Genomic DNA, 17,021 nt, shown 5'->3' with positions numbered 1-17,021 from the left:
TCTAACATCTTTTTATCCTAAGAGTTATTCCAGTCATCTTCATGGCTCACTCCATTGTTATCTTTTAGTTTCCATGTATCGAAAACACAGCGTACATAAGGATGTGCAGGCCAATTGTGATAATCATATTCGGCCGAGTCTGGAAATTTTTGAGTTAATTCTCCATTTGTAAAATCCAATGCAACTCCTGTTTTTGCTGTCCAATAGTACAATCCCCAGAGTAAACTTTTTACTGTTTTAATCTTTGAGCTTTGTATTTGGTAAATTAATTTCAATTCTTCTTTGGTCGGAATTCGCCAATGACCTTTATATTTAAATGTTTTATACACATGACGCTTGTTCCATTGATTATGATGATTACGATCTCTATAGAATTCCCAATAATAACCATCTGCGCCATATTCTCCCTCGAAGTATTTTTCGCAACGCTCTTCTGCTGTAGCGTATGTTCTATGGGTTTGAGTGGGATTTTGAATATGTGTAGATATGGAATAAGGCATCCTGTGGTCAAAAAAGTTACTTATAGGCCCATATCCTGAGCCGAAACGTGTATTTTGTTTAGAACCATTTAAGGCTCTTCTTTGTTCATCTCCATTATCAACAATTCCCCTATCATATGGATTTTCATCATACTGTCTAACAAATGTAGACATACCATGTTGTGAAGCAATAATAAACTCAGGAGAAATCATTTCATTTGATAAATCATCTCTTTTCGTATGCCCTTGCGAATCAATAGAAACTCCTATTTTCATTCCATCGTGCGGGACTAAAATACGTACGCGATTAAATACATCAAGAGTTTGTGCTCCTTTAGAAATCTCATTATTAGATATAGCTCCAATCGGATTTTGAAAACGAAAATCCGGAGCGGTTTCAGGAGTATATATTATTCCATCTACTTGAGATGTGCCGCCAACAAATCCCACCGATTTCTTACCAGTCACATAGATAGGCGGGAACTGTTCTACGTGGACATATTCGGATAAAAGATTTTCTTCACTAACACCGTTCTCTTTTTTATGCTTTACTGTTAATTCAATATGAAAAGGAACATAGTTTGTTGGTACCGGATGTTCAATTGATATATATTTAAGTGAATTTTCCTGGATCAAATTAATCGATAATTGGGGTATACTATTTTCGTATTTTGTTTCTTGATCCCCGTTTTCATTATAATAAGTATGCTTATAATTTCCATTTGATTGAAGCTCCCATGATTCGATCATTAGTTTACCTTTCACATCATAATAGGAGAACCAGGCTTTATTTGTAATAATCTCTACTGAATGAGAAGTTGCGTATTCTATTTTTCTTTTGTCCTGATTAGGCATCAGAGGGTGATTTTCTCGTACGATTAAGTATCGCGCAGCATCAATGGAAGCATCTATCTCTAAACATCTCCATGGTTGAATTGAAATATTTGTTTGTATTTCAATCGGATCGCTATCATCTTCATTCCCCAATACCGTAATTTCACTGTAAATATCGTATAGATGGTTTCTTTGTATTTTACCGATACCGGCTTTTTCCGTTTCATCCATGTTGGGTATCGGCATACGATAATTAACAGGTATGCGATAATAAAATTTTCTGAAACCTTCATTTTCTTGTCCTTGCCAATTTTTCCCTTTTAAACGAAGAGGCACAGTAAGTAAAATGTACGTTTCATCCGCATCATTATTTTTTGTCCAATCATTTTCGTAGGTATACAAAGGCAGAGGGGAAGTCCAAACCAGATTTTTTGTAGGATTAACTACATCTACCAAGTTTGAGAAATTCTTTTTCACAAGAGTAAAAGCTCTTTTTATTTTAGACCATTGTATTTCCGAACTAGATAACGGTTCTTTTCCTTTAACTAAACGTGTAGAATACGGGTAGCGTACCAAACTTATATTTGGCCTCCAATCCGGTTTGTTCGTGTAGAAGTTTTCATCTGGCAATTCATATTCAGGAATTTCTATTTTACCGATACGGAGACGGATTTTAGCAGCCAAACGTTCTAACAAAACGATTTCTTTAATATGATGTCTGTTTTTATTGTCAGACCATGAAATCGGTTCTGAAAGATCGGTTCGATGCCCCTCCATAACAAAGTTTTGTTGAGGTTTCCCTGTTTGTAGCACCTCTAAAAGATCCTTTTTATGTTTTAATTCGAGAATTTCGGTTTCTGTAATGTTAGCACTGAAAGCAATATCATCCGGTTTATTAACTATTACATAAATATGAGGTTGTTTGTTGAGGTAAAGGCTAAGTTCATGTTTGGGCACCTTTATTGTAACTCGTTGTGTATAACGCTCGTTGTCCTCATCTTTATATTGATGATTCAGTATAATAACATCTCCATCCCTGTCTGTGATATGCTTGATCAGTTTTCCATTGGATTTCTCAAAAAAGAATATATCCAATGTCTCAATTTTATTTTCGTTGAGATCGGCCGGATATACATCTTTATCGTGATCTCCCGGCTCTATACCATAGGCACGAACCTTCTGCTCTTTCTCGGTCGAATTTGTTGCATATATTCTCTGTCTCCCCATTTGCTCAGGCTTTTTAGCTCTTTGGGGTTCTATATTGAGACGCAACTCTATAGCCTTATATCCAGCAGGCAAAACTTCGTTGTCATCGGGGCGAATAGGTTCTTTTTCATTAGCTGTGCATCCTGACACAATGACTACTGCTATTAAAAGAAAGATATACGCTATATATCGTTGTAGAATCTTCATCTTTATATGTTGTATGATTAAATTTGCTCTAAATCCCCATACCAAGAGATAAAACGAACTCAATAATTTTTCAAAAACCCGTTTGTTTGATCAGCCAACGATTCCCAGGTCCCGGAGAATTCTCATTATTTAAAAGGTTGATTTCTTGTCCGTTGATTGTAATGTAAAACTCTGTGTATCGTAAATCTCCCAAGAAATCTTTGAGGGGCTCAATATAGAGATTAACCGGTGAACTGCCGGGAGCTATGATACCGTATGTGATATTGTTTTCGTAATCAGAAGATAGTCGGAAATCTAAACCGTTGGTTATCGAAGCTCGCCAAAGAGTCCCTATCGGCGCTTTAGGAGTAAATGTAAATTTAGCTTTAATTCCCTTTTTACTTATAGTTATCAGGCCATCAGCTACATCAACATCTTCACCTTGTTCTTTGGATATGTAGATTCTGAAATCCGGCTTGCCAAAATCGAAACGACTGCTGACAAGTGTCCATGGTTTAAGGTTCATGTCCACTTCTAATTCTTTTGCTCCAGCAGGAATTTTAATGTTATAGTGGTAATGTTGATTTCGATACACACTATAGTCCGGCCTGATTGCCGTCTTTCCCTTCGCTATATCCAGATAGTTATGCAGATTCCCGGATGTAGCCGTGTGCGTTATAATGGGAGCTTGAAAAACATGTCCGCCTTTCGTTATGATACGGAAATATAAAACCCCATTTTGCGGTTTGTCGGTATCTTTGTTCCAACCTACTGTATTTGCCGTAAAAGTACGCTCGGGTATATACATCCGGGTTTCATACCCAACTTTCTTACCGTTCTCTATCTTCGGTTTAAGGACAAAACTGGCAGGCCTGTCGGATATCAATATAGCTTTATCTGAACTCGGATCAAAGCGGCCAGAAATGGCTTCTATTAATGTATAAGAGAGTGGGTAATTTATCAGTTGCACACCATCAATCTCTTTGATTTCTTCTAAACCTTCTCCTGAAATGGAAATTGTAATCTTGGCATTCGCACGTACAAGGCTTACTCTGTCTTGTTGCTCACCACTATTTATATCTTTCCCATAAGAACTGACGGGTATCAGGGGTTTATTTTTATTTACTTTAGGTCTGAAAATGAAAGGATTACTCTTTGTGTAATCAGGTTCTATTTTTTGATTATAATAGACTCTTGCCATGGGAAAACCTTTATTGCTCTTTGCCCCGTCTGTTAAAGAAAATGGTAAAGCAGTGTGTAGGTAAGCCTCCGTCATTGCGCGAGAACTGGTATGAGTGATAATATCATCCTTTCTTGCATTGACTATGAAATAAATGTCGCTTTCGCCCGGTTTGGTTATTTTAGTGGCGGGAACAAATAAAGTGTTGTTTCCTCCGGTTTGAAAGTCGGCTCTTTCTGCAAAATAAAATCCAGAGCACTGTTCTTCATCTTTCGGAAATACAATCATTGCCAGACTGTGAACATGATTCTCCAGATCAGTAATATCCTCGTTGATACTATTGTCCGTCTGGGCTTTCAGTTCAACGCTCAGATAAGTTTCACCCGAAGAAAGTTCAGAAATACTTTCTTGGTTATTATGCTGACAAGACACTAAGCTTAGCAATAGTATAGCCATATAGCTAAGTATACAGAATCTGCTCATGTCGTTTTTGTTAGATTTTGTAATGTTTTTACTTTGGGAAAGTTCGCCTCTTCTTGCTAGATCGATCGATCAAAAAAAGATATCATAACTATGTATGCTCCAGTTGTTGACAATCAATGTTAGCCCCACATAAGTATTATCGGGACAATCGCAATGCTTGAATTTAAGCAATACATCGAAGTCGTTAATGCAGCGCAGATTAAGGCTTGGGGTATCCTTGAATTCACTTAACAAGATGGCTCCAACCAAGTCATTCTGAAATAAAATTTCCCCTGTCTTTATTTTTTTTACTGTCAATATACTTGCTCTGCCAGATTCGAGTTTGAGTACATTGAAATCTGCTATCAGATTCTTTTCCTTTGTAGTATTTACTTTAGTCGGATAAAACATTGCTTCGGCCTTAAATATTTGCCCGTCAAAAGTATAGTGCGTATTTGCAGAAGAAACTTCTATTGTATACTCTTCCGGATCGATAAGTCCTTCTACCATTACACGGATTCGATTCGTGATTTCTCTTACATTAGCTTTTGTATAAGCAAAAAGATTTTGTATTTCTCCCACTTGTACAGTAGGTGTGCTGCCCACATAAATATGCTGGCCTTTTAAATTTAGTGCTGATAATCCTTTGTTTTTACGGAGATAAAGCAGCAGGTCTTTTTTTGTGGAAGATCCGATTTTATTGGGGATTGTTTCGAACAGTTTATCGTCCACATTTCCCCATACTACGGCATAATAGGATCCACTTTTTTCCAAAGGGATGTAAAATTGTCGATCAGCCGAAAGGCTTACATCAGTCGTCTGTATTACTGCTGCAAGCACATCATTTGCATCAAAAGCATATATATTCAACTTCTTGATTTCCGATGGATAAGAAGGAGATGATGCGCATTCGGTTTGTTCATAAACATTAATGTATATACCTCTATCGCATTTTTCCAAGTCGTCATAAACCAAAGAGTCACACGAAGCAAACAAGTAGGTACAGGATAAAATTAGTAGAATATACAAATGTTGTTTATAGTATTTCATTATCTTCATAAGTGATTGGGACTAAGACTTTAAAATGGTAATTGATAGAGAATCAATAAAAAAGATTTGAATAGCGTGGGGCCTATGTCAGTCATAAGTCCCGCGCTATTTTTGTTTTCTTGTTTTTATTAATAATCAAAATCTATATCGTAAGAGTGTACCCCCCAATTCAGCACTGTAATTTCGGCAGACATGTAAGTTTCCGTGTCAAAAATAGGATCATCAGGATCCGGTGTCTTGGGATCATCAGGATCCGGAGGAGTTGGCTTCTTGGGGTCTTCGGGTGTTGGGTCAAACGGATTACCTGAATGACCGATCATTTTGAAACTCTTAATGTTAATATGGTAGATATTATTTCTCAAAACCGGTGAATTTGTCCATTTTGTATGGTTTGTGTCGTCCGGATTAAGCCATGCTATGTAGTAAACTTTTCCATTTTTATAAGTGATGACATTATCTTTTTCTTTCTCTCCAGGGCTCTTCGGAGATCCATTGGCTTTACGGGCTTTATCCAAATCCATGTAAAACTTACGATCCCTTGTCCCAAAGTATACATCCTGGCCTTTTACAAAATTTTCATCCTTAGCCATTGCATCTTGTTTAAGATTAAGAACACCTTCTATTAAGGCATAAGGCGTATTACCTTTGCGGTATCCAGTTGCATCTTTATTACCTTTGGTTTCTCCATATTTGTGGGTTGTTTCAGTAATAAATTGCATATTTTTTGCTACAATATTCTTGATGTTTTCGGGATTATTAGAAGAATTACGCTTAAAAGATTCAGCAGAAAGCATTTTATCGAAAGGCAGTAAGTCGTATGCATAATATTCTTTTGCTTTTTCTTTATAATCTTTATTGGGAACATAATCGTAATTAGGAGACTTTACTTTTTTTACATCTGTTGCATCTTCTCCATCTGTAAGTTGAGGTGAAAGATAAGTTGTCTTCTCATATTGAGCTACAGTCCATTTAATATCCTCTAAAGTACCGATGTTTGTTCCATTCTGATCTTTGATTGCATTTGTGATATTTTCATCTTGAGTTGTTATCACTCGAGCAACGGTGCGGCGCGCTATCAGATTAACATGATTCTTTGACCCGCTATCGGCTTGTTCTTTTGTCACCTTATCTTCAATAGCTTTTGTAACAGGTTTACCACTCATTAGAATTATGTCTTTATCTCCTTCAACTTTGGCAAAATCATTATCTATACCACCATTGTTCTGATTGGCTTTTGCATAGATATAAGCCTCTTGATAAGCTTTTTTGAAAGCTGTGGCATCGAAAATTTTAGAATCGAGAGCTGTTTTAATAGCACCACCGTTATTGATTACGACATAAATTGTTTTATTGCCGGGAGTAGTTTTGAAAGCTTTGAATTTATATTTACCATCCTGCGTACTTGTTGCGGCAGTTGCGGCATCTAATTCTTGGGTTTCCACCTGGCCATTTCCATCGGAAACCATGTAAAGAGTTACTTTTAATTTAGCATCTTTCCCTTCCCAAAAGCCTATGCCATTGTGATCTTGACTTTCAGAGCGAAATGCAGATGTTGCGTCTGCGGGCATTTTTAATGAAACACTCATATGAGTTGTTCCTTTTTCCTGTTCATTTTGGTTTGGAGTTTCTTTGCTGCAAGAAGTCATCAGCCCTAAAGCTATTGCTCCTCCCAATAATAGTCTGTTTAATTTCATCTGTTTTGTTTTTTAATTAAATACTTCTGATTATTTTTCTCTTAATATCGAATTACATTTTTAAGACTTTTTGAGCTTCTATATCCCATTTTGAGAGACTATTTTGGGCATTTCTTCTGCTCTTATTTTATCTCCTTGCATATGATAACGATAACTATTGGATAAAGGGCGCGTATATCATTTGTGTAAGGTTTATAGTATGAACAAAAACTTTGGCTGCACCTTTTTATACGAAGAATCGACCATTAAAAATATCACAAGTCCAGTAGCGTAATTCCGGTTTCACAAACCAATGACTCCATTTGACAATTTCGTATTCACTATAGCTCACATCTTTTTCCTAAAAGGAATCATCTCAACTTGCGTGTTAGAATTCCATTTTTCACTGAGAGACACCTCTAAAAAAATTGGGAACCAAAATAGCATCATAAATCAAGTTATTATTCAGAACCAAACGCCGAAAAACAGTTTCCGGTAACAATATTGCCTCTATAACTATGAACATTCTTTTCATCTGTTTATAATCTTTTCTCTCCTAGCACTTTCTCAACTTAATTTCAATATTCTATATAGAGTCTAGCTTACAATCTCTTTTTTAATTGACTATTATATAGTTATAGCTGTGCCAGATTAAGACCTCACATAAATCTTCTACAAAGATAGCATTTTTAATAAAAATAAAAAAATAAAACACCAAAAATATTCTTTTCTTATTATATGCTTAATATAACATAAACATTATATATAACCACATATCATATAAAAATATTTTATATGATTAACACTTATATTTCTGGTTGCTCTTTTTATATTTCAACTTGCCACCACCTCACAGTATATAGCCTTTTTACTTTTATTACATTTTTTGTGGTAATCATCTACAAATATTTTTTAATTCTCAATTGCATTTGGTTCCGGCGGAGCTTCTTTTGGCTCAAACATCGCCTCCCAATCGCTCTCGGGATGTTCAAACAAACTGTAAAAGTCTACATAATACATCAGCACAATACGCATTAAGTTCGCCAGCCCCGAAAAACTCCAAGACCTTTTGAGCTGACGCTTCATGACCATCAAAAGCAGGTTTGCAATGAGCGTGACCCAAATCTGAATTTGGATAGCATTAGCACTCTCCCCATAGAAGTACTTCAACGGAAAATTCTGCTTGATTTGCTTGAAAAGGAGTTCAATAGCCCAACGTTTGCGGTAGATTTCAATAATGTCTCGTGGGGCCAGGTCTAAGTCGTTAGTAAGTAGACTAATCAGCTTCTTCTTGTTCACATCCGGATAGGTAACAATCCTTGCTCAATGCTCAATCGGCTCTCCTCCTTTGACCTTTTTAGTCAACACAATGTCTTGTATACGCACCTGCATCAGCTCTTCCGGTGTTTGAATCATCTCATCTTTAAGGAGTTTATAATTAAGCCCTGTCTTCATCTTAGTGACATAGATAATCCCTCGCTGAGCCATCTGCTCAAACTTGGCGTAGTCGATGTAAGCACGATCCATCGCAAAGATTGCCCCTTGGGCTAAGTTGCAGGGACAAAGCATAAAGGAGTCGTGAGTGGCTGCAGAAGTGAAACGAATATCAGAGGGGACACCCTCGTTGGCGTGTATCACCGTATGTACCTTTATCCCGCCTTTCTTCTTGCCTCTTTTGGGGTTACGACTAGCATCCTTGAAGATGAGATTGGAGAAAAGCGTGATAGTCGTAGAGTCAATAATTTGCAAGCGTTTCATCCATTGTGGCTCTTTATGATCTCCTCGCCTGTCCGACGAAAGCTGAGAGCTGTAACGGGCATACAAATATCGCGATAGATGTCCGCAAATATGGCTTGAGGGCGTCTCTTATTGGCGTCTGACAGAGTGCTACGATCTGAGATATTACAAATACCCGGATGACCGAGTTTTCGTGCATCTGTCTGCAGGGAAGCTGTAATTTCTCGCAAGGAATCAAAGCGATGAATAACGGCGTAGAGCATCACGACTACTAAGTGTGTCCACGCATCAAAGCTCTTAACATAGCGTTCTCCCGAATGTCTGCGACTACACTGAAGTACTGCGGACTTATTGAGGAGCGAGAGAACTTGGCTGTAGAGTGGCTGTCCGAGAAAATGATTACCTTTATTCATCGTTACAATGTTTGGTTTTGCGACAACAAGGTAACGAAATTAGGGCTGACTTCATTTCCCGAAGCCGGCCCTTTAATTTATCCAAATAGCAAAACGTTTAGCGGATAGCAATAATTGCAAATAGATAAAAGTCATTGTTATCCTATAAAAATTAGGGTAATCCATCATTCGATAATCCGGAAATAAGTCTAAAAACGTGAGTTCGATATAAGGAGAACATATATCATTCTGTTTTCTAGCGCATTTTGTTTTTTAGTTGGGTCATTCCAACTTCAAGTCGCACTTTTGCACAGGCCTTTTACATGGCTCAGATATTCAATCAAATGAGAAAGAGCCTTTGCTCTCTTCTTCTGATTTAGCTATAATATTCCGATAAAAGTAAGAATTAATACCTTATAAAGGTTAGTGCTATATCGCTCACATCGAACTCACATTAATAGATTAAGTTAAAAGCACAGATATGTGAGAAATGTGGAGAAACAGAAAATCTGGGAATTCACCATGTCCGAAAATTAAAAGATTTGGATAGCAAAGGTTTCTTTAGAAAAATGATGATTGCACGGAATAAAAAAGCTATTGCAATTACGTCGGAACTGTCACCTGAAGCTCACATAGGAAAGATATGAATGACTCTTTAATGGAGAACTGTATACATGGAAACATGTACATACGGTTCGGGGGAGAGCATTTTTGAAAACCTGCCATAGAAATATGGAAAGGTATTGGGGTGCTTAGCGCACATACCGAACATGTTAATATGGAGTTCGATACAAGCACAGGAAAGTAATGTGAAGCAGAATACCGCGCCCCAAAAAGGAACCGGTTTACGCAAAAGGAAAACTACAATCCTTTCAACACACGGTCTTTACATCAAATTCACGTCAAAATAAAAATACCTGCCAACCGGATCATCAATCCAAAAACCGGTTGACAGGTATATCCATCCAATTGTAAAGAATGTTTTTCGACACCTTGTCCTGAATAGACAGGAGAAGTTTTAAGCTCAATTAGCCGGAAGATAGACAGTTTGAATTTCGTACAATTCCGAAAACAAAGTAATTGTTTCTGATTTCCGGTTTTCATTTCGTAAAAAATTCAAATTGATAGTTTTACCCAATTCTGCATCAGATTTGACGGTGTAACGATAAAAATATTTTCCTTCACGTACCACAACCAACATTCCGTTATTGCTACTTAAATCCGGCGTCAGCTCCTTTGTCTCCACATAAACATCAAAAGGAACAGCTGTTTTAGGCATTCTTGGGGGGACCTTGAAAGATATTACAACCTTACTATTTGCATCGGCACCCTTACTATTCAACTTTGCCTCAAACTGATAAGGAAAACGAAGAGTGAAAACCATTTGACGCGACATGTCACTTCCTTCTGCCACGATATTGACTCTATAAGTAAGTTCACGGTCATTGGGAGTCTCCTTGATTTCAACTGTAATTTTTCCGGTATTGGCCGCTGTCTTTGTGAATCTACATTCACCCATATACCGATCAGGTTTCCAATCCGGATAAACTTTAATCTTGTCATTTCCTCCATCATACTCTACCGTAGCTTCAAATGTTTTTGGGAAGCCAGGTTTTATACCGACAAAAGTACCGCCAAGAGAAGATACAGACAACTTATGTGTACCATCGGATATAGCAGGAAATTCAGACAAATTTACAGAAGCAAAAAGGTTATTACCGGCCGGCTCCTTTGCGGCTTTTTCAGGAGAAGAGTAGCCTCTACTATTCACCGCATTGATTTTGATGCGATAATGACAGTTACGAACAATATCATACAGTGTCGTTACACCTTTCGGATCTGTAGAAACTTTCTTCAAATCGATTTTATAATATGATTCCATATTTTTGAATCTTCCCTTAACAATAACAAAAAGGGGACTCTGTTCTTTGGAATAATTGGAATTAAAACGCTCGAAAACATCGCAAAAGCCTTTGGAAAAGTCTGAGGGAATATTTTTAATCTGCACATCAGCCGGAATTGTGGGCTGATCAGGATTTTGAGGGAACTCATAAGTCAATGAAGATTCATTGAAAATAAAAGGAGCTACAGAACCACGATCATAAGCGTTATATACTCTGTAGCCTAAATATTCAAAATTCTGAATCCCCCCGGATTTTAACTCAACAGAAATTCGAGCATGATTACGCAGTAATTTAACCGCTTTACTTTTCAAATCTCCTATGTTATTGAATTCTATTTCACGCCAGAAAACAAAACCAGTTGTTGTCAAACCGGCAATTATATCTCCGGCATCCTTACCCTCCAATAGATAATCCTGTGGAAAATTCCGCCAATCATAATTGGCAATAAAATGAATATAACGCTTCTTGTTGCTGGAAATAAGAGAGACTTGAAATTTTCTCATTTTAGTGATAGTTCCTTTCTTCCCATCTGGCAAATGATCGGTTGCCGATAAATTATCCACATCCAAAATCCCGCTCAATACAGGTTTACGGCTATAGAGAAAATGTCTGTTTTCATCAAAAACAAGCATACGTAAATCTTTGATTCCGGCAAGGTCGCTATCATCGTTTCTCAGCAAAGTTTCGCTGATACCGTCTGCGTACCCGCCAAAAGAAATCATAATGGGAGTTCCTTCCGGAGTCGAGCCATCCGAAAAGTCAGGCACATCCTTTGAACAGGCCGTCAGAAGCAATAAAAACAAGCCTCCAATAAAGACTAATATCTTATTAAAATTCATCATCACTCCGCTTTATTTTTCAGGAAATTTATAGATATCAAAGACACAACGTACCGCAGCACGGTCTTTGTCTTTCATATTAATCACATAATTGTCATAAAAGTTATATGCTTTTTTCTCCTGTGCTGACCAATACTTTTTCCCCCAAAGTAAGCTCTTCACAGCACTCTTCTCATTATCTTGTATTTTATCAATATATTCTAACTCTGCAGTAGTCGGTATACGCCAACGACCTTTATACTTAAATGTTTTATATATCTTACGAGAATCCTCATGTTTATCTTTATTCAAATAATGCTCTGTATAGTAGCCATCCATACCATATTCACCTTCAAAATAATGATCACACCGATCTCCAGCATGTGTATAAGATTTATATGTTTTTTGTTTTTCCTCAAATTTTTTATGTTTATAATAAGGATCTACTTTAGGAAATTTATCAGAAAAAGGACCGAAACCTTTACCAAAACGAGTAGTACTCCATCCATCCCATTCTGTACCTCCGGAATATTGAGGAATGGGAATAGTCATTCCATGTTGTGTAGCAATAATAAATTGAGGTGAAATCAATTTATTAGAAATGGCATCTCTCTTAGTTTTCCCTTCACTATCTGTCGGGTCACCGATTCTTTCCTCTCCTTCATTAACAACAGTCGTTATTGTATAAAAAACATTGTTCTTTTGAGTTTTTTGATCATCAGAACCCGGATGCGTTCCAAGGGATCCCAAATAATCATGATAACGAAAATCGGCATACTCACTACTACCCATCTTGAAACCTTCAGATTTGCGACCGGTTACATATTTTGGTGGATATTGAACTACATGAATCTCTTGAGATAAAGGAGTACTTGTTTCCCCCGGAGGTAATACTTGAGTTACCTTGATAAAAATTTCATACGGTACAAAATTTTCCGGTACAGGATGCTTGATGTTCAAGAATGTTTTTTGAGGATTAGAATCATCAACAGTCACCGTCACTCCATCAAAAGCATTCGTATCATTATTATTTATCTTCTCATGGGGAATTTCATCTCCCTCGAAATTATAAGATACATATTTAGTCTTCAGGATACGTACTTTAATCGGCTGATCAGAAACATACTCAACTTGACGCTCCGAGATATTAGGCATCAAAGGATTCAATTCCTTAACCACCAAAAAGTGGATATTTTTAATATCTCCATCTATATTAAATTCTCGCCAAGGTTCTACAGCAATGTTTGCATGAACATCGACAGGCGTACCTTCTTCCTCGCTACCCAAAACACGAATGGAAGTCAAAACATCATACAAGTAATTCCGTTGAAGTTTCCTTAATCCTTTCTTCTGCTCTTCAGTCATCTGTGCTGTTTCAAAACGATAATTTACAGGCACACGGTAATAATACGGTTTAGCAGAGGATGTTCCTTTCTTCTTCAGATTTATCTTAACCATTAAATAGGTTTCGTCATTGTATTTCTCCTCTGTACTCCAATCATTTTCGTAAGAATAAAAAGGATATTGAGTAGTCAGGAATTCATTGGGATGCTTAGGATCTTCAGTGTTAGATAAATCATTAAATCGGATCCAACGAGCATCCGAGTAATCCGTGGTAACCCAATCCTGAAAAGCTTTAGTATATGGACTTCCTTTCAACAGAGAGGTTTTACTTGTATAATGAACAAGTTTGAAATATGGCATACCCTCCATTTCATACTGAACATCAACTCCACCTTCTCTATTTGTTACATTTACATCGGAAATACGCAGACGAATTTTCGATGCAGCACGATAGAGCTTTAATGTCTGGGACACATCATATGTCTGACTATTACCCCATTGAATTACCCCGGTCGATACTTCTCCGTCCATAAGGAAATAGGGTTGAGGTGAAGCCGGGTTCGGATTCAGATTGACTGTTTCCTGTACTTTTGCTTTAAGTTGATCAAGGTTGGTCACATCATTTATGGATACCGAAATCTCTCGATTAACCACAGCAATCGCTTTCAATGTTTGTCCTTCATACGAAGCAATTTTATTCCCGGATACCACCACGGTTAACTTCTGATTTTCATACTTTACATTTTCCGATATGGAGTGTAAAGAATTGTCTTGCCTGAAAAAAAACAAATCGACATGGTCAATCTTATTTTCATTCAAAGCCGCATTATATTTATTTCCTTCTTCAGTTTTCACTGCACGCGTATGACCAAGTCTCGTTTTAGACTGATTGTGGACAATACTCATCTTAAATACAATGGCCTTAGCGCCCTCCGGAAGAACATTATTTCCCGGCTCCATTTTTTTATCATCCGCACATGAAACGGACAACAGAAAAATCACAGTCAGGGAAATAATTATATGTAGGATATTTCGTTTCACAATTAAAGAGCTTTTAAATAAATATTATTCAATCTGTTTGAACTGCATTCGCTTCCCAGGTCCGGGGGCTTGATTGATATATCCGGGGCATACCTGAATTTCTTTGCCATTGACCGTTATTAAAATTTCTGTAAATCGAGGCATCCCGGTAAATGGTTTTCGAGGACGTAGATAGGCCACATAAACAGTATTCGCATCGACAATCCCACCTGTAGCTCCTTTTTCCCCCTCCTTTACTTCTGAATCGCCTTGTGAAGGAGCTATCAATTCAAAATCCAGTCCGTTCGTAATAGAAGCATTCCAAAGCCCTCCTTTCGGTTCTCTAAATCTTATTCGTAAAATAGCGGTGGGCTGTCCAAATAAAAAAACTGTTGTTTTTTCGTTATTCATATAAGCATATTCACCTTCTTTGTAATGATAACGAATAGAAATCTTGTCAAAAAAAGGAGGGGTGTAATCCATCTGCGACTGTACTAAAGTCCATGGCATCACCTCAACTTTTACAATGATTTCTTTCGTATCGGCAGCCAATGTTATATCATACTTATAATGCTGATTACGAATAATCCGATGATCTGCATCTTTACTCTTTGCAAACTTCATATAATCAGGTTTGCCATCACCATTATTTATTACAGGGATCTTATATGTTCTACCACTTTTAGTGGTAATTTCGATATAGTTCGCTCCATTTTTCGGTTGGTCATTTGTTCCATCCCAAGAAGGTTTATTACCGGAATTGAATAAAAGCTCCGGGATATATACCTTCCCGCTCTTAGCTGCAGTACCGGAATCGGACAAATCAACATCTAATGTTTTATCGGTAGGTACTGAATAATTGTCGGGCAGTTGCATGAAAGAAAATTGAGTTGCAGCATTATGATACTTTACAGTCTTAACATCCTTGACACCCTCTCCTTTCAAGGTCATGGAAACTTTTGCACAAGCCCTAACCAGATTAATGGTTTTATTTTTTGCAGGATGATCACTACCAAACAAACTTACCGGCGAAAGTTGTTTAGGAGAAGGCAAACTGGGAATAAAAGGAATGGGATCCATCATGGTACCCCCTTTAGGAATATCTTGATTGAGATATATACGCGCCATCGGGAAACGAACACCGGCGCCACTCTTATACATGGTATATACTCGAAGAGTTTGCATGAAAGCCTCCACATCGCTTTGCTTCGTTTTCGATTTTAATTCTGCTTTAAAAGCAGAAGAATAGTTCGCTAAAAAGAAAAAATTGAGTTTACCCGGTTTTAGTTTTAAGCGAAATTGGGTTTCATGACCGAAATACTCTGCAATTTTATTTCCGGCAGCATCAAAAACCAATGCGGCCAATCGCTCCACATGATCTTCAAAATCCTCATTATCCTGATTAACAGAAGGATCTCCCGGCAGATCATGCTGAGCTCGCATACCCCCCTCTCCTATTTGGAATGTCATAAACACAGCAGGCTCCTCCGGCACGGGCTCTTTTCCCTGCTCACGACTACACGACGCAAACAAAGATACTATCAGAAAGAAGGCAAATAAAGATTTGAGAAGCTTGCCGAAAAAGTTATAATTCATTAGTATCATAATATATTCATGAGTATATTACCCATTACACCTTGACCGATTTTTAACTCTGTCAATATCGTGTAATAAAAACCGTTAAACTCCTATGTGAAACACAAGAGATAGAAATTCGGCTTATGTAGAAATCACAAACCCAATTCCGTTTCATAGCTGTGAATAATCCAGTTGTTAACCAGAATAGACCAACACACATAAGTAGCACAATCAAGACATTTGTCCTTAATGACAAATTTCACATCAAAATCATGCTGGCAATTCAGATTGACATTAGGATTCTTCAAGAGGATGCTTCCGATAAGATCTCCCTCCCAAACAACTTTATTCTTCTTTATATCTTTAATAGTAATCGTACTGTTATACCCTGTTTTCAAATCCAAAAGAGAATACAGCGATTTAACGCTATTCTCAGTATAACTGACAATGCCCGGATAAGTCAACACATCTCCCTTCAGCGGCATACTCCGGTCTATGTTGAGCGTTCCGTTTGCAGATTTTATTTCAATGGAAAAATTTTTCGGATCGACATTTTTACGTATCGATTCATGAAGCTCAACCTCCACATTAATGCGGTTTGTCACCTCTTGCATATTTATCGAAGTGCGGCCATATTCGGAACCGTATTTCTCCGGATCTCGCAGCAATACGACGGGACTCTCTCCATGCCACAGTTTGTATGCTCCTAAAGATCCGGCCTTTTTGTTTACGGTATTCATTTTCAGAACCACATCTTTTTTGGTGGTTACACCTTCTTTAAATGCAGGCATTGTAAAATGCTGATCAATCCCGGCCCAACCAATAATTGTAAAATATCCGTTTTTTACCGGAACAAGCACCTCATAATCGCTTGTCAGGGAAACCTTTTTGTGCGATGTGGCAGAAACCAATACACCTTTATCGTCAAAAGCAAACAGATGCAAATGAGATACGTCTCCAATGAATGCAGGATCGGATGCACAAGGCGTCTTGGTATAAAACTTCACATAAACCCCTTGGGGACAATCTTTCAAATCATCATAAACCAAGGAATCGCATCCCCACAATAAAGCGCCCAATGTAAACAATAATACGAGTATTTTCTTTTTCACATTCATTGTTGTGATTTTAAGAATGAAATCAAACAGAGAGCATGAA

At 37.5% G+C, this 17,021-nt stretch carries 11 protein-coding genes and 1 pseudogene; 2 read left to right on the top strand and 10 right to left on the bottom strand.

From position 1 onward, the window contains the following. Window positions 1-17 precede the first annotated feature (17 nt). From fimD (A3GI_RS0102670) to A3GI_RS11330, 6 genes and pseudogenes are all read right to left on the bottom strand, one after another. Window positions 18-2,726: a fimbrial tip adhesin FimD gene (gene fimD, locus A3GI_RS0102670; RefSeq protein ID WP_018359928.1), complete on the bottom strand. Its 2,709-nt coding sequence runs from the start codon at window positions 2,724-2,726 to the stop codon at window positions 18-20. 70 nt (window positions 2,727-2,796) lie between these two features. After that, entirely contained in the window at window positions 2,797-4,341 is a 1,545-nt protein-coding gene (locus A3GI_RS0102665; protein WP_018359927.1) for a hypothetical protein, read from the bottom strand. Between the two features lie 96 nt (window positions 4,342-4,437). Next, window positions 4,438-5,397, bottom strand: coding sequence for a FimB/Mfa2 family fimbrial subunit (locus A3GI_RS0102660; protein ID WP_026215888.1), 960 nt, complete (start codon window positions 5,395-5,397; stop codon window positions 4,438-4,440). 128 nt (window positions 5,398-5,525) lie between these two features. After that, window positions 5,526-7,091: an Mfa1 family fimbria major subunit gene (locus A3GI_RS0102655; RefSeq protein WP_018359925.1), complete on the bottom strand. Its 1,566-nt coding sequence runs from the start codon at window positions 7,089-7,091 to the stop codon at window positions 5,526-5,528. Between the two features lie 226 nt (window positions 7,092-7,317). Then, the gene (locus A3GI_RS11965) at window positions 7,318-7,422 is read right to left on the bottom strand and encodes a DUF3575 domain-containing protein (protein ID WP_081612784.1); all 105 of its coding nucleotides are present in this window, start codon (window positions 7,420-7,422) and stop codon (window positions 7,318-7,320) included. A gap of 560 nt (window positions 7,423-7,982) precedes the next feature. Beyond that, a pseudogene (locus A3GI_RS11330) lies at window positions 7,983-9,220 on the bottom strand (IS4 family transposase). Here A3GI_RS11330 and A3GI_RS11710 point away from each other — a divergent pair. Together A3GI_RS11710 and A3GI_RS11960 are read left to right on the top strand one after the other, a co-directional pair. Next, a complete protein-coding gene (locus A3GI_RS11710) occupies window positions 9,125-9,328 on the top strand; it encodes a hypothetical protein (RefSeq protein WP_162151335.1) in 204 nt (67 codons plus the stop codon). The pseudogene A3GI_RS11330 and the gene A3GI_RS11710 overlap by 96 nt on opposite strands. 332 nt (window positions 9,329-9,660) lie before the next feature. Then, window positions 9,661-9,846, top strand: a complete 186-nt coding sequence (locus A3GI_RS11960) for an HNH endonuclease (RefSeq protein WP_394330183.1) — start codon at window positions 9,661-9,663, stop codon at window positions 9,844-9,846. 377 nt (window positions 9,847-10,223) lie between these two features. Here A3GI_RS11960 and A3GI_RS0102635 read toward each other — a convergent pair whose 3' ends face one another. From A3GI_RS0102635 to A3GI_RS0102620, 4 genes are all read right to left on the bottom strand, one after another. Then, window positions 10,224-11,945, bottom strand: coding sequence for a hypothetical protein (locus A3GI_RS0102635; RefSeq protein WP_018359923.1), 1,722 nt, complete (start codon window positions 11,943-11,945; stop codon window positions 10,224-10,226). 9 nt (window positions 11,946-11,954) lie between these two features. Then, window positions 11,955-14,306: a fimbrial tip adhesin FimD gene (fimD, locus tag A3GI_RS0102630; RefSeq protein ID WP_147277727.1), complete on the bottom strand. Its 2,352-nt coding sequence runs from the start codon at window positions 14,304-14,306 to the stop codon at window positions 11,955-11,957. Between the two features lie 24 nt (window positions 14,307-14,330). Continuing rightward, complete coding sequence (locus tag A3GI_RS0102625) at window positions 14,331-15,890, bottom strand: FimB/Mfa2 family fimbrial subunit (RefSeq protein WP_081612783.1); 1,560 nt, start codon at window positions 15,888-15,890, stop codon at window positions 14,331-14,333. A 125-nt stretch (window positions 15,891-16,015) separates the two neighbouring features. Further along, the gene (locus tag A3GI_RS0102620; protein ID WP_018359920.1) at window positions 16,016-16,981 is read right to left on the bottom strand and encodes a FimB/Mfa2 family fimbrial subunit; all 966 of its coding nucleotides are present in this window, start codon (window positions 16,979-16,981) and stop codon (window positions 16,016-16,018) included. Between the last annotated feature and the right edge of the window lie 40 nt (window positions 16,982-17,021).

Origin of the sequence: Porphyromonas macacae DSM 20710 = JCM 13914, from assembly GCF_000379945.1 — a bacterium.
Classification (GTDB): Bacteria; Bacteroidota; Bacteroidia; order Bacteroidales; family Porphyromonadaceae; genus Porphyromonas; species Porphyromonas macacae.
Note: the sequence above shows the minus strand (reverse complement) of the source record. Positions and strands in the feature narration are given on the sequence as shown.